The following is a 25,486-nucleotide window of genomic DNA, read 5'->3' as shown; positions in this document are numbered from 1 at the left end:
CCTTCATCCTGATGCGCGCCGGTTATTCGGGCACGCAGCGCTACGGCATCATTCCATGGTCCGGCGATGTCTGCCGGCGCTGATCGCCCAGCTCGAGGACGAGCAGTCGGTGCTGGCGATCGCGCTGGCCGATCCCGATATCTACCGCCAGAATCCGGCCGAGGCGCAGCGCATGACGGCCCGGGTCGAGGCGATCGAGGCCCAGCTGCTGGCCGCGCTGGAGCAGTGGGAGCAGATCGAGGCCCGCGCCCGCGGCTAAGCCGCGCCGCCCATCCATCCAGCCATCGAGGAGACCAGCATGCCGACCGTCGCCGCGGGCTCAGCCCCGCCCACCCCGTCCGCGGGGCCCCGTGTTTAAGCGCGCCGCGCTGGCGCACATCCTGCCGTTCCTGGCCTACATCGGCTTCATCCTGGTGGCCGACCTGCTGGGCCGCGCCGGCGTCGGCGCGGCCGCGCTGCGCTGGCTCTACCCGCTCAAGATCGGCGTCGTGCTGGCGCTGCTGTTGTGGGGCTGGCCGCACTACGCCGAGCTGCGCGCGCGGCCGACGGCGCGCGCCGCGCTGGCCGCGCTGCTGGCGGGCGCTCTGGTGTTCGGCCTGTGGATCACGCTCAGCGCCGGCTGGATGACGGTGGGGCAGTCGGCCGGCTTCGACCCCCGGGTCGACGGCGCGCTGTGCTGGCCGCTGGTGCTGGTGCGCCTGGCTGGGGCGGCGCTGGTGGTGCCGGTGATGGAGGAGTTGTTCTGGCGCTCGTTCCTGATGCGCTGGCTGGTGGACGAGGACTTCGCCCGGGTGCGTCCGGCACAGCTAAATGTGCGTAGCTTTATTGTTACTGTGATATTATTTGGCGTCGAACACAATCTGTGGCTGGCCGGCATGGTGGCCGGCGCCGCCTACGCGCTGCTGTATATGCGCAGCGGCAGCCTGTGGGCGGCGATCCTGGCGCATGGGATCACGAACGGCGTGCTGGGTGTCTGGATTATCTGTACGGGTAATTGGACTTACTGGTAATATTGATTTTTTAACAGCAGTTTTTTAACAATTACCCAAGACATTTTCCATGGTGAGTTCCTCGTCCCCGCAGTGCCGCCCGCGCGGCCCCTCCCTCCCGTCCTCGTACCCGCCCGCCGCGGCCGCCGGCCGCCCGCACTGGGCTCGCTGGAGCCTGGTGCTGTGCGCGCTGGGCGCCGGCAGCGCCTGGGGCGCGGCCGACGATGCGCTGCATCCCTACGCCTCGCTGGCGTATAGCCGCGACAACAATCTGTTCCGCCTGGCCGACGGCCAGCCCGGCTACGACGGCCGGCGCGGCGACGATCTGCGCAGCGTCGAAGCGGGCCTGGTGTTCGACAAGACCTATGGCCGCCAGGAGTTCACGCTGCAGGCCAAGGCCAGCTCGGTGAGCTTCGACCATTTCAAGGAACTCGACTACAACGGCAAGAATCTGCTGGCCGAATGGAACTGGCGCCTGGGCAGCCATGTGGACGGCAAGGCCGGGGTGCTGTACACCGAGGTGCTGGCGCCGTACACCGACGTCGTCACGCGCGAGCGCAACCTGCGCGTGCAGCGCCACGAATACCTGAGCGGCAACTGGACGCCGCATCCGCGCTGGCGCCTGCGCGCCGGCGCCACCCATGACCGCTACCACTACGACCTGGCCAGCCAGGCCTACGGCAACCGCAACGACGACGTCGGCGAGCTCGGCATTGACTACCTGGCCTTCAGCGGCAGCACCGTCGGCCTGCAGGCGCGCAAACTGAAGAGCCGCTACGACCAGCTGCGCAGCACCGCCGCCGGCCAGCCGCTCGACCCCGGCTCCGAACAAAACGAGCTCAAGCTCAAAGTGCTGTGGAAGGTGAGCGGCATCAGCGAGCTCGAGTTCCTCGGCGGCCGCGCCGAGCGCACCCACGCCTTCTTCACCGAGCGCGATTCGAGCGGCGTCAACACGCGGCTCACGGCGCGCACCCTGGCCGGCGGCCAGTGGAGCGCCAACGCCGCGCTGTGGCGCGAGTATTCCGCGGTCGAGAGCAACATCGTCAGCTACAGCCTGAACACCGGCGCCAGCGTCGCGGCCACCTGGGCGGCCAGCGCCAAGCTGCAGTTCAACGCCCAGACCCGGCGCGAGCAACGCGCCTTCAAGGGCCAGCTGGCCTCGCTGGTCGGCTACGGCCTGGAGGACACCACCCGCAACACCTCGGCCGGGGTCAGCTATGTGCCGTGGCGCATGGTGCAGCTGGGGCTGTCGGTCTACCGCGAGGCGCGCAGCGGCGTGCCGGTGCTGGGCAACGGCAATTACCACGCCACCGGGGTGAGCCTGAACGTGAATCTGCAATACTGATGGTCGCCCATGACGCTCAATGATATTCCCTTGATTTCGTTCTTCCAGCGGGTGCTCGATCCGCTGATCGTGATGGGGACGCTGTACCTGTCGGCCAGCCTGTGCGGCGCGCCGTTCACCGGCTATGCGCTGGTGCTGATGGTGCTGGCGTTCTTCGTGTCGTCGTCGATCTACCAGTACGTCGACCCCTACCGCGCCTGGCGCGGCGGCCGCATGCTGGCCTATGCGCGCGACATGCTGTTCGGCTGGGCGCTGACGGTGGGCGTGTTGTTGCTGATCGGCTCGGCCAGCGGCATGGACCGCCACGTCGACGCCCGCACCGTGCTGGCCTGGTTCATCGCCACGCCGGCGCTGCTGATGCTGGCGCCGCTGCTGCTGCAGCGCACCGGCCCCAACCGCGCGAGCGAGGTGCGCTCGGTGATCATCGTCGGCGTCAACGACGTCGGCCTGAAGTTCGCCAACGTCTGCGCCCGCAATCCCAACCTGCTGATGAAAATGGTCGGCTTCTTCGACGACCGGCTGGAGGACCGCTACCCGGCCGACGCCCGCGCGCCGGTGCTGGGGCGCATGAGCGACATCGCCGCCTATGTGCGGGCGCACGGCATCAAGATGATCTTCATCAGCCAGCCGATCTCGGCGCAGCCGCGCATCCGCAAGCTGCTCGACGAATTGCAGGACACCACCGCCTCGGTCTATTTCCTGCCCGATATCTATGTGTTCGACCTGATGCAGGCGCGCTTCGACAACGTCGGCGGCATGCCGGTGATCGCCATCTGCGAGTCGCCGTTCACCGGCATCAACAGCATGGTCAAGCGCGCCAGCGACATCGTGCTCGGCCTGCTGATCCAGGTGTTGCTGCTGCCGCTGATGCTGGTGATCGCGCTGGCCGTCAAGCTCAGTTCGCCGGGGCCGGTGATCTTCCGCCAGCGCCGCTACGGCCTGTATGGCGAGGAAATCGTGGTCTACAAGTTCCGCTCGATGACCGTCACCGACGACGGCCCGACCGTGGTCCAGGCGCGCCAGAACGACGCCCGGGTGACCAAGGTCGGCGCCTTCCTGCGCCGCAGCTCGCTCGACGAGCTGCCGCAGTTCATCAACGTGCTGCAGGGGCGCATGAGCATCGTCGGCCCGCGCCCGCACGCGGTGGCGCACAACGAGCTGTATCGCAAGCTGATCAAGGGCTATATGCTGCGCCACAAGGTCAAGCCGGGCATCACCGGCTGGGCCCAGGTCAACGGTTCGCGCGGCGAGACCGAGACGCTGGACAAGATGGAGGCGCGCATCCAGTACGACCTCGACTATCTGCGCAAGTGGTCGGTGTGGCTCGACATGTGGATCATCATCAAGACCGTGCAGGTGGTGATCAAGCGCGAAAATGCCCACTAGCGCGCTGCCGTGCGCGCCCTTCGATGGTGTAAAATCATCACTATTTACAAGATTGACAAGCGCCGGGACGGGCGGCATACTTGGCGCTTGCAGGTGTAGAATTTTGTCAATATCTATTGTCATTTTAATCATTGCGGACGGCCATGCCGCCGTTCTGTAACCGAGGATATCAATGCTGAATCAATATGTGCGTGCCGGTGCACCTGGCAACAACACGCTGCGGACCGCGGTCATGCTGGCCCTGCTGGCGGGACTGGCGGCATGCGGCCACAAGGACAGCAAGCCGGGCCAGTCGCTGGCCAGCGTCGACGGCGAGGAAATCACCGTGCTGCAGCTGAACGAGGAATTGCAGCGCGCCGGCGTGCCCAGCGCCCAGCAGGAAGTGGCCAGCAAACAGTTGCTGGGCCAGCTGGTGGACCGGCAGCTGTTGCTCAACCAGGCCGTCAAGGACAAGCTGGACCGCGATCCCAAGGTGCTCGCCGCGGTCGAGCGCGCCAAGGCGCTGATCCTGGCCCAGGCCTACCTGCAAAAACATGTCGGCGCCCCGGTGCGGCCGACGCGGCCCGAGGTCGAGGCGTATTTCCAGAAGAATCCGCAGTTCTTCAGCAACCGCAAGCAGCTCGACATGCGCCAGCTGGTGCTGGCGACCAAGGATATGACGGCCGAGGTCAAGGCCGGCGTGGACGCCGTCAAGACGCTCGACGAGGCCGCCGCGCTGCTGGAGCAGCGCAAGGTCAAGTTCGTCCGCGCCCAGCTCTCGCGCACCACCGCCGAGCTGGCGCCCGAGCTGGCCGACAAGCTGCTGGGCATGCCCAAGGGCCAGATGTTCATCATCCGCGAGGGCGAGCGCAGCCTGCTGGTGGCGATCGCCGACGTCAAGGACGCGCCGGTGACGCTGGAGCAGGCCGCGCCGCAGATCGAGCAATTCCTGGTCAACCAGAAAAACAAGAGCGTCGCCGACGCCGAGCTGGCGCGCCTGCGCGCGGCCGCCAAGGTGGTCTACCTGAACGGCAGCGCCGCGCCGGGCGAGACCAAGCCGGCGGCCGAGGCCAAGCCGGCCGCCCCCCAGCCGGCGGCCGAGGCCAAGCCGGCCGCCGACGCCGGCGATGCCGCCGCGCGCGGCGTCGCCGGACTGAAATAATCACACCCACCTGTCAAGCAAGAGGTAAGCACACGATGAAACAATTGAAAATATGGCTGGCGGCGCTGATGCTGCTGGCGCTGGTGGGCGGCGCCCACGCCGCCGACGCGGTGCTCGGACCGGGCGACGTGCTCAAAGTGTCGGTCTACAACAATCCCGACCTGACCATCGACACCCGCGTCAGCGACGCCGGCAGCATCACCTTCCCGCTGCTGGGACCGGTCACCGTGGGGGGGCTGACCAGCGCCGCCGCCGAGCAAAAGATCGGCGGCCTGCTGGAGCACGGCGGCTTCCTGAAAAAGGCCCAGGTCAACATCCTGATCACCCAGATCCAGAACCAGCAGGTCTCGGTGCTGGGCCAGGTGAACCGGCCGGGCCGCTATCCGATCGAAGGCAAGCGCAGCCTGCTGGACTTGCTGGCCATGGCCGGCGGCATCAGCGCCGACGGCGGCGACGCCGTCTCACTGATCCGCAAGCGCGGCGACAAGACCACCAAGGATGTGATCGACATCATCGCCATGGTGCGCAGCGGCACCCTCAACAACGATGTCGAGCTGTCCGCCAACGACGTGCTGTATGTCGAACGGGCGCCGCGCTTCTACATCTACGGCGAGGTCCAGCGTCCGGGCCCGTTCAAGCTGGAGCGCGCGATGACGGTGCTGCAGGCGCTCTCGACCGGCGGCGGCCTGACCCCGCGCGGCACCGAGCGCGGCCTGACCATCAAGCGCCGCGACGCCAGCGGCAAGCAAGTGATCCTGGAGGTCAAGCAGGACGACCTGGTGCAGGTCGATGATGTGGTATATGTAAAGGAAAGCCTGTTCTGACCGCGACCCGCCGTCGCCCCGAACCGCCGGCCGCTGCCGGCGTTTGACGTCCCTATATTGAGAGTTTTGCCATGAACGTGTCCCAATTTTTACTGATCCTGCTGGCGCGCCGCTGGATCGTGGTGGTGGTGCTGGCCGTCACGGTGCTGGCCACCGTGACGGTCAGCCTGCTGTTGCCCAAGAACTACAAGGCCACCGCCTCGGTGCTGCTGAACTACAAGGGCATGGACCCGGTGACCGGCCTGACCATGCCGGGGCAGCTGCTGCCGGGCTATATGGCCACCCAGATCGACATCATCACCAGCAAGAACGTGGCGCTGCGCGTGGTCGACGCGCTCGGCCTGGCCAAGAACCCGGCGGTCATCGAGCAGTTCCGCGAGGCGGCCGACGGCCGCGGCACGGTGCGCGACTGGCTGGCCGACCTGCTGCTCAAAAAGCTCGACATCACGCCCTCGCGCGAGAGCAGCGTGGTCGAGATCAGCTTCAAGGGCGCCGACCCGGCGTTCGTGGCCGCGGTGGCCAACGCCTTTGCCGACGAATACCAGAAAATCAGCGTGCAGCTGAAGGTCGAGCCGATGAAGAAGGCGGCCGGCTACTTCAACGAGCAGCTCAAGCTGCTGCGCGATAACGTCGAGACGGCCCAGGCGCGGCTCTCGAAGTACCAGCAGGAACACGGCATCGTCAGCGTCGACAACCGCCTCGACGTCGAGAGCAACCGCCTCAACGACCTGTCGGCCCAGCTGGTGGGCGCGCAGGGGCAGTTGATGGAGGCGTCGTCGCGCGCCGGCATGGCCAGCCGCGGTTCGGCCGAGTCGCCCGACGTGGCCGCCAACCCGCTGGTGCAGAACCTGCGCCTGAGCGTGGGCAACGCCGAAGCCAAGTTGGCCGAGCTGTCGCAGCGCCTGGACCGCAACCATCCGCAATACCAGGCCGCCAAGGCCGAGGTGGACAAGCTGCGCGCCGACCTGAACGCCGCCATCCAGAGCACTTCCAACAGCGTCGGCAACAACGCCACCATCTTGCGCAAGCGAGAGGGCGACGTGCGCGCCGCGCTGGCCGAGCAAAAAGCCAAGGTGCTGGAACTGAACCGTACCCGTGACGAACTCAATGTGCTGGCCAAGGATGTCGAGAGCGCCCAGCGCGCCTTCGACGTGACCTCGCAGCGCTTCTCGCAAACCCGCATCGAGGGCCAGGCGGACCAGTCCGATATCGCCTTGCTCAACCCGGCCGTGGCGCCGATCGAGGCGGCCGGACCGAAAGTGCTGCTCAATACGCTGTTGTCGCTGGTGCTGGGCGGCATGCTGGGCGTCGGCATGGCGCTGGGCATCGAACTGCTGGACCGCCGGGTGCGCTCCGACAGCGACCTCAGCGAGGCACTGGGCATCCCGGTGTTCGGTATGATTGAATGGAACGCCAGTCCGCGCCGTCCGACCGGCGTCAAGCGCGTGTTGTCGTTGCGCCGTCTGCGTCTGAATTAAAGGAACCCCCAATGAATGCTCCAGCCCATCCCATTTCCCCTGCGGCGCCCGTGCCGCGCGGTTCCGATTCCAGCATCGGCGGCTTGCTGCTCGAGTCCGGCAAGATCACGCCGGAAAACGCCGAGCGCGTGTTGCGCATGCAAAAGGAACTGGGCATCCGCTTCGGCGAGGCGGCCCAGCGCCTGGGCCTGATCACCGAGGCCGATATCCAGCAAGTGCTGGCGCGCCAGTTCGACTACCCCTACCTGCAGGCCGGCGAGGGCAATTATTCGCCCAAGCTGGTGGCGGCCTACCAGCCGTTCAGCCACCAGGTCGAGCAATTGCGCGCGATCCGCAGCCAGCTGATGTTGCGCTGGTTCGCGCGCGGCAAAAAAGGCCTGGTGATCATCGGCGTCGATTCGGGCGACGGCGCCAGCCTGTTCGCGGCCAACCTGGCGGTGGTGTTCTCCCAGCTGGGCGAACCGACGCTGCTGGTCGACGGCAACCTGCGCAAGCCGGCCCAGCATGAAATCTTCGACCTCAAGGGCCGCGCCGGCCTGTCCGACATCCTGGCCGGGCGCGCCGACCTCGACGTGGTGACCAAGATCGATTCCTTCGTCGACCTGTCGGTGCTGGCGGCCGGCACGCTGCCGCCCAATCCGCAGGAACTGCTCAGCCGCAGCGTCTTCGCCGCGCTCACGCCGCGCCTCGAAGAGCGCTACGACGTGGTGCTGTACGACGTCTCGCCGCTGGCCACCGGCGCCGACGCGGTGGCCATCGCGGCCCGCGTGGGCGGGGTGCTGGTGGTGGCGCGCAAGAACCACTCGCGCCTGGAGGACGTCAACGCCTTGACCGAGCAGATGCGTCACAGCGGCGCGGAAGTGATCGGTTCGGTGTTGGTCGACTTTTAACGGCGGACTGCCTTGGCCGCGCGCCGCCCGGCCGCGCCGCGCCGCCGCGCCGGCGGCTCGGCCCTGGTGTTGCTGTTGCTGCTGATGCTGGCCGGCGCCACGCTGCTGATGCAGGCGTGGTCGCCGCGCCAGCAGCTGGCCGCGCGCGCCCAGCGCACCGGGCTGCAGCTGGCGCGCGCGCGCGAGGCGCTGGTCGGCTACGCGCTGGCCAACGGCCGCCTGCCGCGGCCGGCGGTGTCGGCGCTGGACGGGCGCGAACAGGCGGCCGACTGCGCCGGCGAGGCCGAGTGCACCGGCCTGCTGCCGTGGACCACGCTGGGCCTGGCGCCGGCCGACGGCTGGGAGCACTTGCTGCACTACAGCGTGACCCCGGCCATGAGCACCGCCCAGGTGCGGCGGGACGTGGTGCCGACCAAGGTGGTGCTGCGGCGCGACGCCGACGGCGAACGTTATGTGGCCGGCCAGGACGCCTGCAGCCAAGCCTTGCTGTGCTCGCCGGCGGTGATCTTTTCCGGCGGGCGCGACATCGGCGTCACGCCGCAGGGCATCGTGCAGAGCGGCGACCCGCTCGGCCAGGCCGACGTGCGCGCCAACCTGGCCGCCAGCGTACGCTTCCTGCTGCCGGGCGCCGCCGCCACCCCATCCGACGCGACCGGCGCGCAACTGTGCTGGCTCGACGCGGCCACCCTGCTGCGCCGCATGGACGAGGCCAGGCAGTTGCATTGAGGCGCGCTTCAACCCCTCCCAAGGAACAAGCTATGAAGAAAATTTTAGTCACCGGCGGCATGGGCTACATCGGCTCGCATACCGTGGTCGAATTGTTGGCCGCCGGGCACGAGGTGGTGGTGCTCGATAATCTGTGCAACGCCCGCGCCTCGGTGCAGGCGCGCGTGGCGCGCATCGCCGGCCGGCCGTTCACGCTGGTCGAGGGCGACGTGCGCGAGCGCGCCACGGTGGACGCGCTGTTCGCCGCCCACCGGATCGACGCGGTGATCCATTTCGCCGGCCTGAAGGCGGTGGGCGAATCGGTGCAGCAGCCGCTGCGCTACTACGACAACAACGTCACCGGCAGCCTGGTGCTGTTCGAGAGCATGGCCCGGGCCGGCGTCAAGACGCTGGTGTTCAGCTCCTCGGCCACGGTGTACGGCGATCCGGCCTCGGTGCCCATCCTCGAACACTTCCCGCTGTCGGCCACCAACGCCTACGGCCGCAGCAAGCTGATGGTCGAGGAGATGCTGCGCGACCTGCAGCGCGCCGACCCGGCCTGGCGCATCGCGCTGCTGCGCTACTTCAACCCGGTGGGCGCCCATGAAAGCGGGCTGATCGGGGAGGAGCCGAACGGCACCCCAAACAACCTGCTGCCCTATGTGTCCCAGGTGGCCGACGGCCAGCGCGAATTCCTGTCGGTCTACGGCGGCGACTACCCGACCCCGGACGGCACCGGCCTGCGCGACTACATCCACGTGGTCGACCTGGCGCGCGGCCATTTGGCCACGCTGTCCAAGCTGGCGACCGAGGTCGGCATTTTTACCTACAATCTGGGGACCGGCCGCGGCAACAGCGTGCTGGAAATGGTGCGCGCGTTTGAGACGGCCAGTGGACGCCCCGTGCCCTACCGGCTGGTGGCGCGCCGCCCCGGCGATATCGCCGCTTGTTATGCCGATGCCAGCCTGGCCGAACGCGAGCTGGGCTGGAAGGCGCTGCGCAATGTCGAGCAGATGTGCGCCGATGCCTGGCGCTGGCAGACCACGCCGACTGAATAGGGACTACGCATGAAGGCTATGATACTTGCCGCCGGCAAGGGCACCCGGGTACGCCCGCTGACCTACGATTTACCCAAACCCATGATTCCCATCCTGGGCAAGCCGGTGATGGCCTACCTGATCGAACACCTGCACAAGTATGGCGTGACCGAGATCATGGTCAACGTCAGCTACCTGCACGAGAAGATCGAGGAGTACTTCGGCGAGGGCCACCAGTACGACGTCCAGATCGGCTATTCCTTCGAAGGCTACACCACCGACGACGGCGAAGTCGTGCCGCAGCCGCTGGGCTCGGCCGGCGGCATGAAGAAGATCCAGGAGTTCGGCGGCTTCTTCGACGACACCACCATCGTGCTGTGCGGCGACGCGCTGATCGACCTCGACCTCAAGTCGGCCTTGTTCGAGCACCGCCGCAAGGGCGCGCTGGCCTCGGTCATCACCAAGGAAGTGCCGTGGGACAAGGTGTCGAACTACGGCGTGGTGGTCACCGACGATAACGGCCGCATCACCGAGTTCCAGGAAAAGCCCAGCCAGCAGGACGCCAAGTCCAACTTCGTCAGCACCGGCATCTACCTGTTCGAGCCGGAAGTGATCGACCTGATCCCGTCGGGCCAGACCTTCGACATCGGCTCCCAGCTGTTCCCGCTGCTGGCCGAGAAGGGCATGCCCTTCTACGCCCAGACCCGCAACTTCAACTGGATCGACATCGGCAGCGTCACCGACTACTGGGAAACCTGCCAGAGCGTCTTGATGGGCGAGGTGGCCCACCTGCACATGCCCGGCATCCAGATCAACGACGGCCTGTGGGTCGGCCTGAACACCAGCATCGACTGGGACGGCACCACCATCGAGGGCCCGGTCTACATCGGCTCCGGCACCCGCATCGAGGCCGGCGTGCACATCGTCGGCCCCACCTGGATCGGCCACGGCAGCCATGTGTGCGCCGGGGCCAAGGTGGTGCGCAGCGTGCTGTTCGAATATACTCGCGTGTTACCGAATGTTTCTCTAAATGAAATGATCGTGTTTAAGGACTATAGTGTCGACCGCGCGGGCGAGATGAAGCACGTGTCCGAGACCGATCCGGATTCGTGGGCCAATGCCCGCGACCGCCGCAGCAAGCGCCGGACTGAACACAGCAATGAACCCATAGATAAGAGAATTCGAGCATGAAAATTTACCCAGTGATCCTGTCGGGCGGTTCCGGCACCCGTTTGTGGCCGTTGTCGCGCGCCGTCCTGCCCAAGCAGCTGCTGCCGCTGGTGTCGGACCGCACCATGCTGCAGGACACCGCGCTGCGCCTGCACGGCCGGCCGCGGATGATGGCGCCGCTGGTGGTGTGCGGCAACGAGCACCGCTTCCTGGTCGCCGAGCAGATGCGCGAGATCGGCATCGCCCCGCTGGCCATCCTGCTGGAACCGGTGGGCCGCAACACCGCGCCGGCCGTGGCCGCCGCCGCCCACTACCTGCGCGCGATCGACGCCGACGCCGTCATGCTGGTGCTGCCGGCCGACCACGTGATTGACAACACCGACGCCTTCTACGCCGCCATCGAGCACGCGTGCGCCATGGTGGACGGCGGCGCGCTGGCCACCTTCGGCATCGTGCCGACCGCGCCGGAAACCGGCTACGGCTACATCCAGAGCGGCAAGCCGGCCGCCGCCGCCCACTGCTACGGCGTCGACCGTTTTGTCGAGAAGCCGGACCGCGCCACCGCCGAGGGCTTCGTCGCCGCCGGCAATTACTACTGGAACAGCGGCATGTTCCTGTTCCGCGCCGACAGCTACCTGAAGGAGCTGCAGGAATATGCGCCGGCCATCGCCAGCGCCACCGCGGCGGCGGTCGGCAAGGATTACCGCGACCTCGATTTCTGCCGCCTGGACGAAGCCTCGTTCACCGCCTGCCCGTCGGACTCGATCGACTACGCGGTGATGGAACACACCCGCCACGCCATCGTGGTGCCGGCCGACATAGGCTGGAGCGACGTCGGCTCGTGGTCGGCGCTGTGGGAAGTGCAGCAGCAGGACGCCCGGGGCAACGCCACCCGCGGCGACGTCTACCTGGACGACGTCAGCGGTTCGCTGGTGCGCGCCGAGAGCCGCATCGTGGCCGTGATCGGCGTCCAGGACGTGGTCGTGGTGGAAACCAACGACGCCGTGCTGGTCTGCCACAAGGACCAGGTGCAGCGCGTCAAGAACATCGTCGAGCACCTGAAGACCAAGCAGCGCACCGAACACCTGCACCACACCAAGGTCTACCGTCCTTGGGGCTGCTACGAAGGCATCGACATCGGCGAGCGCTTCCAGGTCAAGCGCATCACCGTCAATCCGGGCGGCAAGCTGTCGCTGCAGATGCACCATCACCGCGCCGAACACTGGATCGTGGTCAGCGGCACCGCCCGCGTGACCTGCGGCGAGCAGGTGACCTTGCTGACCGAGAACGAATCGACCTACATTCCGATCGGCACCACGCACCGCCTGGAAAATCCGGGCAAGCTGCCGCTGCACCTGATCGAAGTCCAGTCCGGCAGCTACCTGGGCGAGGACGACATCGTGCGCCTGGAAGACGTCTACCAGCGCGCCTGATCCCCGGCGGCGGCCGCGGCTGACTAAGCCCGGCCGCCGTTTTCCCGTCTAGTCGTAGGTGCTTTCCTACGTCGTCCGCCACACCGTTCCCCATCGCCGTTTTTCCCTCGCAGCGCCGGCGCCGTGCCGCCGTGCCCGCATGGCGGGCCCGGCTGCGCGCGATAGGTGTGCGCCGCTTGCCGCCCCAGGCGCCGATGCTAGGATAAAGCCGCAGTATTTGTTCAACCATCGGCGGCCGCGCGGGCCGTGGCCGCCTTGTTTGAGGGAGGTGATCTATGAAGCGTACACAAACCGCCGTGGCGGCGCTGGTGCTGGCGGCCGCCGCGGGGCTGCCGCTGGCACGGGCGGCCGATATCAGCCAGGGCGTGCAAACCCTGGACCTGAGCAGCGGCAGCGCGGTGCTCAAGCATGAATTTAGCGCCGGTAACGCCGGCAACACGTTCAGCGACCGCTACAACTTCAGCGCGGCCGCCGGCCAGTCGCTGGGCGCCATGGTCAGCAGCCTGGACCTGCCGGGCCTGGGCGGCGCCGGCTTCGACAGCTTCAAGGTGTACAACTCGGCCGGCTTCTCGCTCGACGGCAGCAGGCAGTCGGCGCCGGGCGCGGCGGCCGAGGTGTGGAGCTTGAGCGCGCATAGCCTGCTGGCCGACCACTACTACCTGCTCGTCAGCGGCACCGTCCGCAATGGCGCGGCCGGCAACTACGTCGGGTCGATGGCCATCAGTCCGGTGCCCGAGCCGGCCTCCTATGGCATGTTGCTGGGCGGCGCAGGCATCGTCGGCTGGCTGGCGCGGCGACGCAAAGCCTGACATAGGCGCTATAATTCCAACGGAAGCCGCCGCTTCCGTTTTTTTTTGCCACCTCCACCAGCGAACGACTCACTTGCGACTTTCCCTACTTATCTGTGCCGCCCTGCTGGCCCTGTGCGGCCTGGCCCGGGCGCAAAATATCCCGGTCGCCGGCCTTGGCGCCGCCCAGCTGGCGGTGGTCGTCAACGATGACGAGCCCAACAGTGTTGAGCTCGGCGAGTACTACCGCAAGGCGCGCGCCATCCCGGCCGCCAACATGGTGCACGTGCGCATTGCGCACCGGCCGCGCAAGCTCGACGCCGAGCAGTTCGAGGCGCTGAAGGCGCAGATCGACGCCCGGCTGGGGCCCGAGATCCAGGCCGTGTTGATGGTGTGGAGCGCGCCGTACGCGGTCGAATGCAACGCGCTGACCGCGGCCTATACGCTGGGCCTGGACGCCGGCCTGTGCGCCAAGTCCTGCGGCCCGAGCAAGCCCAGCAGCTACTACAATTCGCCGTCGGCCAAGCCCTACACCGATCACCAGATGCGCTTGTCGATGCTGCTGCCGACCGAATCGGTGGAAGCGTCGAAGGCGCTGATCGACCGCGGCGTGCTGGCCGGCTTCGCCATGCCGAGCGCCACCGCGTATTTCCTCAACACCAGCGACGCCGCGCGCAGCAGCCGGGCGCGGTTCTTCCCGCGTTCGATGAGCGTGCCGTCGAAGAAGCTGACCATCAAGACCTTGCAGGCCGACAGCATCGAGCAGGTCGACGGCATCGTCGTCTATGAGACCGGGCTGGCCCATGTGTCCAAGTTGAATACGCTGAAGTTCGTGCCGGGCGCGCTGGCTGACCACCTGACCTCGTTCGGCGGCGACTTGCTGGCCGAGGGCGGGCAGATGAGCAGCCTGCGCTGGCTGGACGCGGGCGCCACGGCCAGCTACGGCACGGTCAGCGAACCCTGCAACTACTGGCAAAAATTTCCCAACTCGACGGTGCTGCTGTCGCACTACCTGCGCGGCAATAGCGCGATCGAGGCGTACTGGAAGAGCGTGGCCTGGCCGGCCCAGGGCGTGTTCATCGGCGAGCCGCTGGCCGCCCCTTACCGCCGCTGAGTCCGGCGGTTGGGGCGGGAAGCGTCGCTGAAGCAAGCCGGCTGGCGCGTGCACATCCAGCGCAAAAGCAGCGCCACCAAGGGCATCTCCGATGCGCAAAAGAAGCGCTATAGCGGCATCGCCACACCACGAGCCCGCGTCGAACATGTCTTTGGCGCGCTGGCACAAATGGGTGGCAAGCTGGTGCGCTGTTTGGGCATCGTCCGCGTCACCTTCGCCTTGCACCTCAAGGCGGCAAGCTACAACCTGAAACGCTTGGTGTTCCTGAAGGAAGGCGGGTTGGCGCCGTTCTGAGCAAACCACGGTGGCCGGGAACCGCCGCAGCCGCCTCAAACCGCACATCGTTAAAGAAGGGTTATTCGAGGTGGCCTGAAGATTCCGGTTCGGCGCTGTCATTCCGGTTGAATTAACAAATAATCCGCTACCGCGAACGTCTTTTCAATGGCGTATGTTCTTTTTTCTGCTGAATTATATGAAAAATTAAAAAATTCCAAAAAATATTCAGTAGTGTTACGTGGTTTTAAAAAAAACTCCGGCGTTATAAGAAATCTGTTTTTTACGACCAGCGTCGGAATGGTTTTTATTTTGTAGTGCTCAAGAAGATCGTTTGCCTTCGTAATTTTATCAGCCACTTCTTTTGATTGATATGCCGCTATAAATTTATTTCTATCAATCCCAATTTCTTCAATTAGATTAAAAATAGAGTCTTCATTGTTAAATCGAGAGTGATTAATATGTATTTTTTTGAATATCTTCTTATGCACATCGTCTCCGACCTGCAAAAACTCCAACGTGAAAAAAAGTTTTTGTAAATAGTTGTTCTTTTCGAAGTTTACGTGTACGCGTTGCAGATCAAAAGAGCCTTTTTTTGTTTTTTTCCAAACCTCCATTGGATTGTAAAAATCATAACAATGTCGACAGGAGTACGAAAAGAATTCTATCAACTTGTGGTTTTGTATGGGAGATAGTGGTACGGCAATAAAATCTATATCTTTTAGCGGTACTTTGTCAGCAGCATATAAATTTAAGAAAAATGGGAATAGAAGGAGAAATAACAATATATTTTTCATTCTGGAAATTCCATGCTGACTAGGGCGTCATTGCTGATGCTTTTATCGTAAAGTGGGGCGCGGTAAATATTGCGCGAGCTATTCAAAGGTAATTTTTTTTGCATGCCGTTTTCCGACACGAAAATAGCCTTAACTGGTTTTGGGCTATAAAAATCCATTCCATAATTCGAAGAATCGCAGGGACTACCGATAACTTTAAGCGCGGCCTTGAGAAGAAATGTCGCAGCTTCGTATTCCATTCGCCACACGATTTCACATTCCAGACGCAAATCGCCCATCCGTCTTTTTGATGATGGGATTTCAACTGTTTCAACATAGGGGATTAAGTTTACGCTGGCTCGTTTGACATCCAATATGAGTTCGGGAGCTTCGCCCAATTCGGGAACCTGCATCGGCAAATTAAACAGTCCATCCGGAGTAGCCATGACGGCCCTGAATTTGTCATTTCCAGTTATTCTTATCGATACTCCAGAAATATAGGGGCCTCCATTTTTTGGCACAATGGCCCATCGTATGGTTGCCTGCGGAGCCAACCCCGGAACCTCCGTTGCCGCCTTAATTCCATTGATGATATTTCTGTAATCTAAGCGATAAGGATCTTTTAAAGCGAGCACGTTTACTCGTTCGATTGATTCTAAATCTTTGCTGATATTTTCTGCATTGACTTCCTGAGAAAGTGCCGTTTGACAATGAAAGACTATAACAAATAGGGATATGATAGATTTCATATTTTGTGGTTGCGTTAGTTATTTTCGGTATACTTTAAAATACCTTTTGACAACAATTTTCTTATCAAGGATTCTGTGGTTTGTGGATTTTCGAAGCATTCAGCGTGTGAGATTTTTTTATTTATAAAATGACATAGATAATCGTTGAAAGATTGCGAGATAAATGTTGCTCGATAATATTTTCTATCAAAAATAAGAAACTCGTTCTTATCAGGCTGTGAATGGTCGAAACGATTGCTATTGAATGTAAAAAAGCCGCCATGTGAAATATCTCCTACCATTTCGTCTACAGGCTCAAGCATCGAAGCAAATAGCGACTGTTCAATGTAAAACCAGCTCTCCCATTGATCATAGTGATCCGCAAGGTTTTCTTCTAGTACTGTATATATGTTTTGCATGGCAATCGGCGCGTAATCATCACGATTGTCGAAAGTGTTTGGATAAATAACTTGACCGAATTTCAGGACATTTTCCCATATATTATCTCTCCCCCTTAACATCGACATGGGTGTTATAGATACCCCCGCCAGATATGAAAGATGAGAAATCCCTTGGCGGGCGCTCAAGCTTTGTCCTAAAAATTTAATTTCCACTCGATTATTGCTGCCTTCACGGGTCGCGTCAACTCCCGTGTTCCCGTCAACAAAAATTAGCAGGGATCGATTCCGTTTGAGTTCCTTTAATAGGGAAAAAATAACTCCGCCACTTGAGGTATCAATGATCCGGCAGCAGTCCTCGTCCGCTCCAAACATATGGATGGATCTTTTAATAACGGTTTCGAAATCATTTTTCTGGATAGCCGCCACTTGTGAATCTATAAGCAGCGTAAATTTTATATTTTTCTTTATTAAATACGGTATCAGCAACCGATAGGAACCGAGATGATAAGAACAAAATATAGTTGGCGTGGAGGCTAATGTATCAAAATCAGGGACTGCGCCTTGTGGAATAATGTCGTTTACCAAACTGATATGATGCTGGTCCAGAATGGCCCATTGCTGGTAAAACTCAATGTTGTTTATTATTTTTTCGTGCGACTCTACGGGAATTCCTGGCAGTAAATTATATAAACTAGCTGAAACTATCGTGCGGCGTTTTAGATCGGAGGTAGATCTATTTTCCTTGTCCCTTTTTATTGTCTGAACTGCGGCTTTATAGTCTTTCACTTGCATTTTTTGCCTTTTTTATGGTTTTTAAAAATAATCCAAGAGTTTTTGTGATGAAAAATATCAATATCATTCCGTTTGCGAGCGTCTTCATGCACGCAATAAGAGATATATTTTCTATATTTTTCACATCCATCAACGATCTCAGTAAATGTATAATTTCATCGAGACTATGCGAGGCAAATTTTAAAAATACAAAAAAGAAGAAAATGCTAAAAAAAATGCTTCCCATCGAGTAAACGGCAAGCGAAACTCTAGAACAGTTAAATCTAAGCGAATTCCGCCAATTATTCTTAAGATTGTAATTTATCAGTTCATAACTTGATTTTCTTAGGTTTTTGATATTGAAAAAATCAGAATAAATCCAATACCCGTCGAATTTTAAAAATGGAAACATGTTTAGAAATATCAATCCTAAACTGGAAAATATACAACTCTGAAGCACATTGCGTGCGTCTTGATTACTTGATGACAAATAACATAAAATAAATAAAATATTCAATATCTGTTGAAAATAAATTCCTCCCAAATTTACAACAACACGTTCCTTTGGTACAAGACCCCAGACATTGGTAACGTCAGCATAAAACACTGGGAATATTAAATATAATCCGAAACCAATTTCACTGGATCGAATTTTGTAATAATGCGCTGCACTGGCGTGCCCAAGTTCGTGTATTAATCCAGTTACGCCTAAAAATACTGCAATTTGTAGATATTGTAATTTTGAAAAATCGGCAGCTAGTAGTTGTGCTGAATCTACTGATGAGACAAAAGCGATTGAGGTGGCCAGGCTCAGGAAGAACGATGTAAAAAATATTTCTTTAGTAAATAAAAATTTAGAAATATCTAATAGCCATCGCATATGATTGAATTTCGCTATAATAAATCTAAAACCTATATCTTTATTTTTATTTTGAAGAGATTTGGAATTTTTATCCAATATGCCGGAAAGTATTTTTTCATGTATGATAAAATTTAATTCGTCAATATTTATGTCTTTAGAGAGTATTTTTTTATCATTGACTAATTTTAATATATTTTTTACATTGGTTTTTTTAAGCATTTCCCCAATAATTATTCCGATCAGCGGCGCAACATACATGGCTGCTCCGTTTACGCGTAAAAAAAATTCTTCGGAATTTTTGACTGGAGATAATTCGATTGTCTCTGAAATGACAGGATAGCCAGGCATACTGTTTTCTTTCTTAAAGCTGCATACATCGTATGCAGCTTTTTAGTCTTATTTGTTAGTTGTTACCGCACTGACCTTCAACTGGCCACTTAGCATCGCCGGTTCCACAGCACAATCCGCAAGAACCGCCAGCGCAGCAGTAGAGCATCTCCAGACGCTGTTCCAGTTCCGTTACTTTCAGACTATTTTCCAATTCTTGCTCGAACGAATGTTTCATGTTGTCTTCTTCAAATTAAACGCCTACTCTTAAGCAGTTTTCGGCAATCCTGGCTAATTTGATAATTAGCATATGAATAATATTCATAAGGAATTTTTTTGTCAATACTTCATTGTTGATGAATATAGTTATCTTTTTGTTTTTGCCATAAGTGATCAGTTCCATATGCCGGCTTGCTCCTGACGCACATCTCGATAACCTGTGTTTTTCAGCCGCACTTGTTACGTAATACATTGATTTTAATGGGATTTTTTGAGGAATTTCTACGGTGTCATGATGGGGGGCTTTAACCCGACAGCGCCGTGCAGCGGTCGTTCGGTCGGGTTTGCCTATCTGACTTTCACCCAGGTGTACCCTGCCGTTTCCCTGAGTTGAAACGATGGGGAGACCGAGCAACATGGACGGCGTGACTAGTCGGGCCGATAGCCCTCAGAATTTACAACCGCTGTCTTTTTTATCCATCAGCCAGATAAGTGGCGAGAGGAGGCTGCCATTTTTTCTGCAGTCTGGCCTGGTTGCTTTTTGAATGTCGCGGGCCAGCTTTGTGTCGCGTTGTTCAGGGTAGAGCGGATGATCTTCCAGTTGCGCAACAGGCAAGTCAGCGCGTGCGGGATCCTTTTCGTGGGCCACTTTGCGCGCAGTTTTCAGAGCCGCATTTGGATCAAACTTATTCGACAGCGGTTCCGGATGAAACGTGTCTACTGGAATGTTGACGGGAACGGGGGCGGTAACAGGCTGCTCTTCGGTGGCACCAGCCGGTTGCTGCGCCGGTTCTGGCGCGCTGGTATGTCTAGCCTGCGCTTTATACTCATGCTTGGTGACCGCAATTGCAGAAGGTAGCTCCATATTCACCTCCGGCTCGGAAGGATGGGATGGCTTTGGCGGTCGGGGCGGTAGCGTTGGGTATATCCATGTAGTTATCGTCTCGTTTGTTCGTTCAGGCGCTTCAGGCTGAGGTGCGACAGCAAAGCAATAGACCAAGACCAGCAACGCATGCAACAACAAGGATACAGCCACGCCTGTGACAATACGCGGCCGCCCGCTCTGCGAGCGTACCTCATCGTCGGTGGGGGATGGGAGTGTTGTCTGATTCATGGTTAATTTTATTATATTATCATATTGTCACATTTTCATGGCTGTGGGGCAAGCTGCACAAGCTCGTCGAACCGGTTTATCCGAAGATTGAGGGCGCCAGTCACCCGCCGATAGGAGGGCGCATGCTGCGCATGTATGTGGCCCAGCAGTGCTTTTGGTTGGTCCGAACGGACTAAAGGCATGTCATCAAGGCGTCAAGCCGGCCGTCTATTATGCAAAATGTAATTTTTGAAATCATTTTGCCTAGACCGCCGCGCCGACATTTTCTCTCCACCAGGATCCACTCATGAAAAAAACTCCCCACACGCCGAACGCCCAGGCTGCCTCCACGCCGGGCCGGCGCACCATCATCGCCGCAGCCCTGATGGCGGGCCTGTCGGCCTCGGCGCACGCCGATTCGCCGGTCGTGATCAGCCAGGTGTACGGTGGCGGCGGCAACTCCGGCGCCACCATCAAGAACGATTTCATCGAACTGTTCAACCGCGGCACGCAGCCGGTCAGCCTGGCCGGCTGGAGCGTGCAATACGCCAGCGCCGCCGGCGCCTCGTGGCAGGTGACCAAGATCAGCGGCGCACCGGTGCTGCAACCGGGCCAGTACTACCTGGTGCAGGAAGCGGCCGGCACCGGCGCCGGTTCCCTGCTGACCCCGGACACCACCGGCACCATCCCGATGAGCGGCACCGCCGGCAAGGTCGCGCTGGTGAACGACGGCAACGCCTTGTCCGGCGCCGCCCCGTCCGGCGCCACGCTGGTCGACCTGTTGGGCTATAACGCCGGCTACTTCGAAGGCACCAACGGCCCCGGCCTGAGCAACACCACCGCCGCGCTGCGCGCCAACGGCGGCTGCTCCGACACCGACAACAACGGCAGCGACTTCGCCACCGGCGCCCCGACCCCGCGCAACACCGCCAGCGCCCTGCATTCGTGCGGCGTGCCGCCGGCGCCGACTATCGTCGCCAGCTGCCCGGCCAGCCTGTCGATGGCGGTCGGCTTCGCCGGTAACGCCGACCTGAGCGCGACCGACGCCGACGGCGTCGTCAACCACGCCGTCATCACCTCGACCAGCGTGCCGGGCATCAGCCTGCTGAACTTCCTGGCCGCCTCGGCCGCCGGCGCCAACGCCACCGTCAGCCTGAACGTGGCCGCCGGCGTGCCGCAGGGCAGCTATCCGGTGGTGGTGCGCTTCGATAACGACCAGGCGCAGCAGACCAGCTGCACCATCAACGTCAGCGTGGCCGTGCCGACCGCCGTCACCCACAGCATTCCGCAAATCCAGGGGCCGGGCGAGACCAGCCCCTACGCCGGCACCGTGCAGACCACCGAAGGCGTGGTCACGGCCAAGGTCGGCTCCGGCTTCTTCATCCAGGACGCGGCCGGCGACGGCAATCCGCAGACCTCGGACGGCATCTTCGTCTACACCACCGCCGCCAACACCGGCACCGTGCAGGTGGGCGACCAGGTGCGCATCACCGGCACCGTCAGCGACTACGCGCCGGTGGCCGGCGGCCACGCCTACACCGAGCTGCAAACCATCAGCGCCATCGTCAAGACCGGCAGCGGCATCGCCATCACCCCGACCAATATCGCGCTGCCCTACGCCAACCTGGGCCAGGTCGAAGGCATGCTGGTGCGCTTCACCAACGCGCTGACCGTGTCGCAGCTGGAGTTCCTGGGCGACCGCGGCGAAGTGACGCTGTCGTCCGGCCGCCTGGAAGCGCCGACCAACCATTACCGCGCCGGCTCGGCCGAAGCCAAGGCGCTGGCCATCGCCAACGCCGGCAACCAGATCGTGCTGGACGACGGCATCTTCGTCACCCCGAGCACCATCCCCTACCTGGGCGCGGACGGCTCGCTGCGCGCCGGCGACACCGTCTCCGGCCTGACCGGCGTGGTCGACTTCGGCGCCAAGGGCGGTGGCGGCGCCGGCTTCAAGCTGCAGCCGACCGTGGCGCCGGTGTTCTCGCAGGATAATCCGCGCACGGCGCCGCCCGCCCTGGTGGCCGGCAACATCAAGGTCGCCAGCGCCAACGTGCTGAACTACTTCACCACCTTCACCAACGGCAGCGACGTCGAAGGCCGCAGCGGCCAGGGTTGCGCGCTCGGTTCCAGCGTCAGCAAGTCCAACTGCCGCGGCGCCGACAACCTCAACGAGTTCAACCGCCAGACCGCCAAGATCGTCGGCGAGCTCAAGGCCATCGACGCCGACGTCTTCGGCCTGATGGAGATCCAGAACAGCGGCGAGTACACGGTCGGCTACCTGGTCAAGGCGCTCAACGAGGCGATCGCGCCGGGCACCGGCTTCCAGACCTACGCGGTCGTGCCCAAGCCGGCCGCCACCGGCACCGACGCCATCCGCGTCGCCATGATCTACAAGCCGGCCTCGCTGACCATGGTGGGCAGCGCGCTGTCCGACGACGACAGCGTCAACAACCGTCCGCCGATGGCGCAGACCTTTGTCGCCGCCAACGGCGCCAAGTTCTCGCTGATCGTCAACCACCTGAAATCGAAGGGCGGCTGCCCGACCGGTTCCGGCGCCGACGCCGACAACGGCGACGGCCAGAGCTGCTGGAACGCCACCCGCGTCAACCAGGCCAACCGCCTGGTCAACGTGTTCGCGCCGCAAGTGGCGGCCGCCGCCGGCGACGCCAAGCTGCTGATGATCGGCGACTTCAATTCCTACGGCATGGAAGATCCGATCAAGGCCATCACCGACCTGGGCTACGTCAACCAGCTGGAGCGCTTCGTGCGCGGTGGCGGCGGCATGCCTTACTCCTTCGTCTTCAACGGCGAAGCGGGCTACCTGGACCACGCGCTGAGCAACGCCGCCATGAGCGCCTCGGTGGTGGACGCCGCCGAATGGCATAACAACGCCGACGAGCCGACCGTGGTCGACTACAACACCGACGGCAAGCCGGAAGACAAGTACAGCGCCGCGCCGTACCGCGCTTCCGACCACGACCCGGTGGTCATCAGCCTGAACCTGGCCGCGCCGTACAGCGACGTCAGCGCCGGCGTCAAGGCGGTTGGCAGCGGCCTGGTGTTCAACCGCGCCACCGGCAAGTACAGCTCGACGTTCTCGGTCACCAACACCGGCGCCGCCGCGCTGAACGGCCCGTTCCATGTCGAGTTCGACGGCCTGCCGGCCGGCATCACGCTGAGCAACGCCAGCGGCAGCCACGCCGGCGCGCCCTACATCACGGTCAACGCCGCCAGCCTGGCGCCGGGCGCCACCGTCTCGTTCGCGCTGAGCTTCAGCAAGACCGGCACGGCCAATATCAGCTACACCACCAAAGTCTACAGCGGCACTTTCTAAGGATATGACCATGTTCCAACCAAACTTCTCCCTGACCCTGCGCCATGCCGCGATGGCGCTGGCGCTGAGCGCCATCGCCGGCCTGGCGACGGCCCAGACCATGCACGTGGAACTGAACACCGCGTCGCTGGGCAGCGGCGGCTTCCTGGACTTGCAGTTCAATCCGGCGCAGGTGCCAGCCAGCTTCGCCAGCGCCACCATCAACCACCTGTCCGGCTTTGGCGACCTGTCCGGCGTCAGCCTGATCGGCGACTTGCAGCAGACCGCCGGCGGTTTCGTGTTCGGCAACACCACCGACCGCAACGACCTGTGGCAGGCGATGTCCTTTGGCGGCAAGGTCAGCTTCGACGTCACCTTCGGCGGCCTGTCCGATCCGTCGCCGAACGCGCTGCAGAGCCAGTTTTCCGTGTCGCTGTTCGGCGCCGACGGCGGCACGCCGCTAGGCCACTTCAACCCGCAGGACAGCACGCTGATGTCGATCACGTGGCAGCCGACCGCCGGCGCTGGCGTGCTGTCGTCGGACATCACCGACCACGCGATCGGCAGCATCAGCGCGGTGCCGGAACCGTCGGCCTGGGCCATGCTGGGCGCCGGCCTGGCGCTGGTCGGTTTTGCGCGCCGCCGCAAGCTGACCGCCTAAGCTTTGCGCTTGCAAAAAAACGACACCCGCGGGTGTCGTTTTTTCTTTTAGACGGTGCGTTCTAAATGGCGAGTCATGCAGGCAGGGACTGGATATATATCGCCAAACTCTGAATCCCGCTTGGAAATCATATTAGTAATGCCAGATTGCCTGTTGCATAGTTCTTCCTTTACACGGATTTGCCATGCGACCCGCCCATATCCTTGTCATTGAAAACGAGCCTGCGATCCAGGAACTCATTGCCCTCAACCTCAGCATGGCGGGCTACGACGTGCGCCGCGCGCGCGACGCCGAAAGCGCGCTGCTGATGCTGGAAGACAGCCTGCCGGCCATGGTCATGCTGGACTGGAACCTGCCGGGCCAGTCCGGCCTGTCGCTGATACGCCGGCTGCGCGCACAGCCGCGCACGCGCGACCTGCCCATCATCATGGTGACCGCCCGCTGCGGCGAGCCGGACAAGATCATGGCGCTGGAAAGCGGCGCCGACGACTACATGACCAAGCCCTTCAGCCCGCGCGAAATGGTGGCCCGCGTGCACGCGCTGCTGCGCCGCCTGCAAGTGCCTGTGCAGCCGCAGGCCGACGCGGTACAGATGGCCGGCCTGCGGCTCGATCCGCACACGCTGCGCGTGACGGCCGGCGCCCGCGAGCTGGCCATGGGCCGGGTCGAATTCAAGCTGCTGAGCTTCCTGATGCACCACCCGGAGCGGGTCCACACCCGCGCCCAGCTGCTCGACCAGGTGTGGGGCAGCGCCGTCTACCTCGACGAGCGCACCGTCGACGCCCATGTCGGCCGCCTGCGCAGCGCGCTGCAGCCCAGCGGCCACCAGGAGCACATCGAAACCGTGCGCGGCAGCGGCTACCGTTTCGTCGCCTGGGAGCAGGGCGCCCGGGCGGTCCTCGAAACGGCCCGGGTCTGACGATGGAACAACTGGTCATCCTGAGCAAGCTGGAGCAGGAATACCTGCTGCACGCGATCGAAGCGGTGCTGCCGGTGCGCCAGGCACGCCAGCTGTGCCTGTGGACCCAGGGCCAGTTCCAGGCGCTGCTGCCGCACCGCATCATGGTCTGCCTGCAGTTCGGCGCCCAGGACGAGCTGCAACACGTCGAATGCATGCACAGCACGGTGCTGGACGCCGGCCTGCTGGCCCGCCTGGCCGACAAGGCCGACGGCCTGGCGCTGCGGCTGGCGCGCCACTGCCGCGACGGCGTGCGGCTGCCGGCCCTGCTGGACGCCAGCGCCAGCGCTACCGGGCCGCTGGACGCGCCGCGCCAGCCGCTGGCGCCGTTCGCCGACGAGCTGCGCGCGCTGGGCCTGGACAACCTGCTGTTGCACGGCACCGAGCGCCTGCCGGGCGGCTCGACCTTCTTCGCGTTGTTCGGCCTGCCGCACAGGCCGCGCCCGCGCCACGCCTATTTCTTCGAACTGTTGCTGCCGCATCTGCACCTGGCGCTGCAACGGGTCGGTCAGCAGCAACGCCAGGCCCGCGCCGGCGCATTGGCGCGGCCGGTCAGCGCGCGCGAGATGGAAATCCTGCACTGGGTGCGCGAGGGCAAAAGCAACGAGGAAATCGGCCTGATCCTCGGCATCAGCGGCCTGACCGTGAAGAACCACCTGCAGCGGACGTACCGCCTGCTGAGCGTGTCCAACCGCGCCCACGCCATCGCGCGCGGCATGGCCTTGCACTTGTTCGAGCAGGCGCCGGCGCCGCTGGCGCGCGCCGCCTGAGCAAAAAAAAGCGCCGGGCCTCGCGGCCCGGCGC

The 25,486-nt window shown here is 61.8% G+C and carries 25 protein-coding genes and 1 pseudogene; 20 read left to right on the top strand and 6 right to left on the bottom strand.

What is annotated here, in order from left to right; genetic code table 11:
- Nucleotides 1–55: 55 nt before the first annotated feature.
- From AC07OK_RS26175 to AC07OK_RS26105, 15 genes are all read left to right on the top strand, one after another.
- The gene (locus tag AC07OK_RS26175) at nt 56–259 is read left to right on the top strand and encodes an ABC transporter C-terminal domain-containing protein (RefSeq protein ID WP_494693003.1); all 204 of its coding nucleotides are present in this window, start codon (nt 56–58) and stop codon (nt 257–259) included.
- A 91-nt stretch (nt 260–350) separates the two neighbouring features.
- A complete protein-coding gene (locus AC07OK_RS26170; protein ID WP_494693002.1) occupies nt 351–1,010 on the top strand; it encodes a CAAX prenyl protease-related protein in 660 nt (219 codons plus the stop codon).
- 49 nt (nt 1,011–1,059) lie between these two features.
- Nucleotides 1,060–2,334, top strand: coding sequence for an XrtB/PEP-CTERM-associated polysaccharide biosynthesis outer membrane protein EpsL (gene epsL, locus AC07OK_RS26165; protein ID WP_494693001.1), 1,275 nt, complete (start codon nt 1,060–1,062; stop codon nt 2,332–2,334).
- A gap of 9 nt (nt 2,335–2,343) precedes the next feature.
- On the top strand, nt 2,344–3,720 hold the full coding sequence (locus tag AC07OK_RS26160; protein WP_494693000.1) for an undecaprenyl-phosphate glucose phosphotransferase: 1,377 nt from the start codon (nt 2,344–2,346) through the stop codon (nt 3,718–3,720).
- 172 nt (nt 3,721–3,892) lie between these two features.
- On the top strand, nt 3,893–4,861 hold the full coding sequence (locus AC07OK_RS26155) for an EpsD family peptidyl-prolyl cis-trans isomerase (RefSeq protein WP_494692999.1): 969 nt from the start codon (nt 3,893–3,895) through the stop codon (nt 4,859–4,861).
- A gap of 35 nt (nt 4,862–4,896) precedes the next feature.
- A complete protein-coding gene (gene epsE / locus AC07OK_RS26150; RefSeq protein ID WP_494692998.1) occupies nt 4,897–5,685 on the top strand; it encodes a polysaccharide export protein EpsE in 789 nt (262 codons plus the stop codon).
- A gap of 71 nt (nt 5,686–5,756) precedes the next feature.
- Nucleotides 5,757–7,163 carry a chain length determinant protein EpsF gene (gene epsF, locus AC07OK_RS26145; RefSeq protein WP_494692997.1) on the top strand — a complete coding sequence of 469 codons (1,407 nt, stop codon included), beginning with the start codon at nt 5,757–5,759 and terminating at the stop codon, nt 7,161–7,163.
- Nucleotides 7,164–7,174: 11 nt separating this feature from the next.
- Nucleotides 7,175–8,053 carry a chain length determinant protein tyrosine kinase EpsG gene (gene epsG, locus AC07OK_RS26140; RefSeq protein ID WP_494692996.1) on the top strand — a complete coding sequence of 293 codons (879 nt, stop codon included), beginning with the start codon at nt 7,175–7,177 and terminating at the stop codon, nt 8,051–8,053.
- 12 nt (nt 8,054–8,065) lie between these two features.
- Nucleotides 8,066–8,779 carry a hypothetical protein gene (locus AC07OK_RS26135; RefSeq protein WP_494692995.1) on the top strand — a complete coding sequence of 238 codons (714 nt, stop codon included), beginning with the start codon at nt 8,066–8,068 and terminating at the stop codon, nt 8,777–8,779.
- A 32-nt stretch (nt 8,780–8,811) separates the two neighbouring features.
- Nucleotides 8,812–9,816, top strand: coding sequence for a UDP-glucose 4-epimerase GalE (gene galE / locus AC07OK_RS26130; protein WP_494692994.1), 1,005 nt, complete (start codon nt 8,812–8,814; stop codon nt 9,814–9,816).
- Between the two features lie 9 nt (nt 9,817–9,825).
- Nucleotides 9,826–10,986 carry a nucleotidyltransferase family protein gene (locus tag AC07OK_RS26125; RefSeq protein WP_494692993.1) on the top strand — a complete coding sequence of 387 codons (1,161 nt, stop codon included), beginning with the start codon at nt 9,826–9,828 and terminating at the stop codon, nt 10,984–10,986.
- Complete coding sequence (locus tag AC07OK_RS26120; RefSeq protein WP_494692992.1) at nt 10,983–12,398, top strand: mannose-1-phosphate guanylyltransferase/mannose-6-phosphate isomerase; 1,416 nt, start codon at nt 10,983–10,985, stop codon at nt 12,396–12,398. The genes AC07OK_RS26125 and AC07OK_RS26120 overlap by 4 nt, the downstream gene beginning before the upstream one ends.
- Before the next feature lie 275 nt (nt 12,399–12,673).
- A complete protein-coding gene (locus tag AC07OK_RS26115; RefSeq protein WP_494692991.1) occupies nt 12,674–13,207 on the top strand; it encodes an FxDxF family PEP-CTERM protein in 534 nt (177 codons plus the stop codon).
- Between the two features lie 73 nt (nt 13,208–13,280).
- Nucleotides 13,281–14,300 (top strand): TIGR03790 family protein, encoded by a 1,020-nt coding sequence (locus AC07OK_RS26110; protein WP_494692990.1) that lies wholly within the window; start codon nt 13,281–13,283, stop codon nt 14,298–14,300.
- 9 nt (nt 14,301–14,309) lie between these two features.
- Complete coding sequence (locus AC07OK_RS26105) at nt 14,310–14,594, top strand: transposase (protein ID WP_494692989.1); 285 nt, start codon at nt 14,310–14,312, stop codon at nt 14,592–14,594.
- 98 nt (nt 14,595–14,692) lie between these two features.
- Here AC07OK_RS26105 and AC07OK_RS26100 read toward each other — a convergent pair whose 3' ends face one another.
- The 6 genes from AC07OK_RS26100 to AC07OK_RS26075 all read right to left on the bottom strand — a co-directional run bounded on the left by AC07OK_RS26100 (nt 14,693) and on the right by AC07OK_RS26075 (nt 19,522).
- Complete coding sequence (locus tag AC07OK_RS26100; RefSeq protein ID WP_494692988.1) at nt 14,693–15,370, bottom strand: thiol:disulfide interchange protein DsbA/DsbL; 678 nt, start codon at nt 15,368–15,370, stop codon at nt 14,693–14,695.
- Nucleotides 15,367–16,098, bottom strand: coding sequence for a hypothetical protein (locus AC07OK_RS26095; protein ID WP_494692987.1), 732 nt, complete (start codon nt 16,096–16,098; stop codon nt 15,367–15,369). Before AC07OK_RS26095 ends, AC07OK_RS26100 begins: the two co-directional genes overlap by 4 nt.
- Before the next feature lie 14 nt (nt 16,099–16,112).
- Entirely contained in the window at nt 16,113–17,270 is a 1,158-nt protein-coding gene (locus tag AC07OK_RS26090) for an LpxL/LpxP family acyltransferase (protein ID WP_494692986.1), read from the bottom strand.
- The gene (locus AC07OK_RS26085; RefSeq protein WP_494692985.1) at nt 17,251–18,459 is read right to left on the bottom strand and encodes a zinc metalloprotease; all 1,209 of its coding nucleotides are present in this window, start codon (nt 18,457–18,459) and stop codon (nt 17,251–17,253) included. Before AC07OK_RS26085 ends, AC07OK_RS26090 begins: the two co-directional genes overlap by 20 nt.
- 55 nt (nt 18,460–18,514) lie before the next feature.
- The gene (locus AC07OK_RS26080; RefSeq protein WP_494692984.1) at nt 18,515–18,676 is read right to left on the bottom strand and encodes a hypothetical protein; all 162 of its coding nucleotides are present in this window, start codon (nt 18,674–18,676) and stop codon (nt 18,515–18,517) included.
- A gap of 429 nt (nt 18,677–19,105) precedes the next feature.
- Nucleotides 19,106–19,522 carry a hypothetical protein gene (locus AC07OK_RS26075; protein WP_494692983.1) on the bottom strand — a complete coding sequence of 139 codons (417 nt, stop codon included), beginning with the start codon at nt 19,520–19,522 and terminating at the stop codon, nt 19,106–19,108.
- Between the two features lie 293 nt (nt 19,523–19,815).
- On the opposite strand from AC07OK_RS26075, the pseudogene AC07OK_RS26070 reads away from it, so the two are divergent.
- From AC07OK_RS26070 to AC07OK_RS26050, 5 genes and pseudogenes are all read left to right on the top strand, one after another.
- Nucleotides 19,816–19,932, top strand: a pseudogene (locus tag AC07OK_RS26070) (IS5/IS1182 family transposase); the annotation flags it as partial.
- Nucleotides 19,933–20,057: 125 nt separating this feature from the next.
- Nucleotides 20,058–23,084, top strand: a complete 3,027-nt coding sequence (locus tag AC07OK_RS26065) for an ExeM/NucH family extracellular endonuclease (RefSeq protein WP_494692982.1) — start codon at nt 20,058–20,060, stop codon at nt 23,082–23,084.
- Nucleotides 23,085–23,094: 10 nt separating this feature from the next.
- Complete coding sequence (locus tag AC07OK_RS26060) at nt 23,095–23,724, top strand: NF038129 family PEP-CTERM protein (RefSeq protein ID WP_494692981.1); 630 nt, start codon at nt 23,095–23,097, stop codon at nt 23,722–23,724.
- A 184-nt stretch (nt 23,725–23,908) separates the two neighbouring features.
- Nucleotides 23,909–24,643, top strand: a complete 735-nt coding sequence (gene phoB, locus AC07OK_RS26055; RefSeq protein WP_494692980.1) for a phosphate regulon transcriptional regulator PhoB — start codon at nt 23,909–23,911, stop codon at nt 24,641–24,643.
- A 2-nt stretch (nt 24,644–24,645) separates the two neighbouring features.
- On the top strand, nt 24,646–25,452 hold the full coding sequence (locus AC07OK_RS26050) for a LuxR C-terminal-related transcriptional regulator (protein ID WP_494692979.1): 807 nt from the start codon (nt 24,646–24,648) through the stop codon (nt 25,450–25,452).
- Nucleotides 25,453–25,486: the final 34 nt, after the last annotated feature.

It is taken from the genome of Duganella sp. GW821-FHT07G03 (genome assembly GCF_059418605.1).
Note: the sequence above shows the minus strand (reverse complement) of the source record. Positions and strands in the feature narration are given on the sequence as shown.

Excerpts from the sequence above, each read along its gene's own strand:
- AC07OK_RS26125 (WP_494692993.1), top strand. The coding sequence starts at position 9,826 with ATGAAGGCTATGATACTTGCCGCCGGCAAGGGCACCCGGGTACGCCCG.
- phoB (WP_494692980.1), top strand. The coding sequence starts at position 23,909 with ATGCGACCCGCCCATATCCTTGTCATTGAAAACGAGCCTGCGATCCAG.
- epsF (WP_494692997.1), top strand. The coding sequence starts at position 5,757 with ATGAACGTGTCCCAATTTTTACTGATCCTGCTGGCGCGCCGCTGGATC.
- epsG (WP_494692996.1), top strand. The coding sequence starts at position 7,175 with ATGAATGCTCCAGCCCATCCCATTTCCCCTGCGGCGCCCGTGCCGCGC.
- AC07OK_RS26175 (WP_494693003.1), top strand. The coding sequence starts at position 56 with ATGGTCCGGCGATGTCTGCCGGCGCTGATCGCCCAGCTCGAGGACGAG.
- AC07OK_RS26080 (WP_494692984.1), bottom strand. The coding sequence starts at position 18,676 with ATGAAACATTCGTTCGAGCAAGAATTGGAAAATAGTCTGAAAGTAACG.
- AC07OK_RS26090 (WP_494692986.1), bottom strand. The coding sequence starts at position 17,270 with ATGCAAGTGAAAGACTATAAAGCCGCAGTTCAGACAATAAAAAGGGAC.
- AC07OK_RS26095 (WP_494692987.1), bottom strand. The coding sequence starts at position 16,098 with ATGAAATCTATCATATCCCTATTTGTTATAGTCTTTCATTGTCAAACG.
- AC07OK_RS26115 (WP_494692991.1), top strand. The coding sequence starts at position 12,674 with ATGAAGCGTACACAAACCGCCGTGGCGGCGCTGGTGCTGGCGGCCGCC.
- AC07OK_RS26050 (WP_494692979.1), top strand. The coding sequence starts at position 24,646 with ATGGAACAACTGGTCATCCTGAGCAAGCTGGAGCAGGAATACCTGCTG.
- AC07OK_RS26085 (WP_494692985.1), bottom strand. The coding sequence starts at position 18,459 with ATGCCTGGCTATCCTGTCATTTCAGAGACAATCGAATTATCTCCAGTC.
- epsL (WP_494693001.1), top strand. The coding sequence starts at position 1,060 with ATGGTGAGTTCCTCGTCCCCGCAGTGCCGCCCGCGCGGCCCCTCCCTC.
- AC07OK_RS26065 (WP_494692982.1), top strand. The coding sequence starts at position 20,058 with ATGAAAAAAACTCCCCACACGCCGAACGCCCAGGCTGCCTCCACGCCG.
- AC07OK_RS26155 (WP_494692999.1), top strand. The coding sequence starts at position 3,893 with ATGCTGAATCAATATGTGCGTGCCGGTGCACCTGGCAACAACACGCTG.
- AC07OK_RS26060 (WP_494692981.1), top strand. The coding sequence starts at position 23,095 with ATGTTCCAACCAAACTTCTCCCTGACCCTGCGCCATGCCGCGATGGCG.
- AC07OK_RS26160 (WP_494693000.1), top strand. The coding sequence starts at position 2,344 with ATGACGCTCAATGATATTCCCTTGATTTCGTTCTTCCAGCGGGTGCTC.
- AC07OK_RS26100 (WP_494692988.1), bottom strand. The coding sequence starts at position 15,370 with ATGAAAAATATATTGTTATTTCTCCTTCTATTCCCATTTTTCTTAAAT.
- AC07OK_RS26120 (WP_494692992.1), top strand. The coding sequence starts at position 10,983 with ATGAAAATTTACCCAGTGATCCTGTCGGGCGGTTCCGGCACCCGTTTG.
- epsE (WP_494692998.1), top strand. The coding sequence starts at position 4,897 with ATGAAACAATTGAAAATATGGCTGGCGGCGCTGATGCTGCTGGCGCTG.
- galE (WP_494692994.1), top strand. The coding sequence starts at position 8,812 with ATGAAGAAAATTTTAGTCACCGGCGGCATGGGCTACATCGGCTCGCAT.
- AC07OK_RS26075 (WP_494692983.1), bottom strand. The coding sequence starts at position 19,522 with ATGGAGCTACCTTCTGCAATTGCGGTCACCAAGCATGAGTATAAAGCG.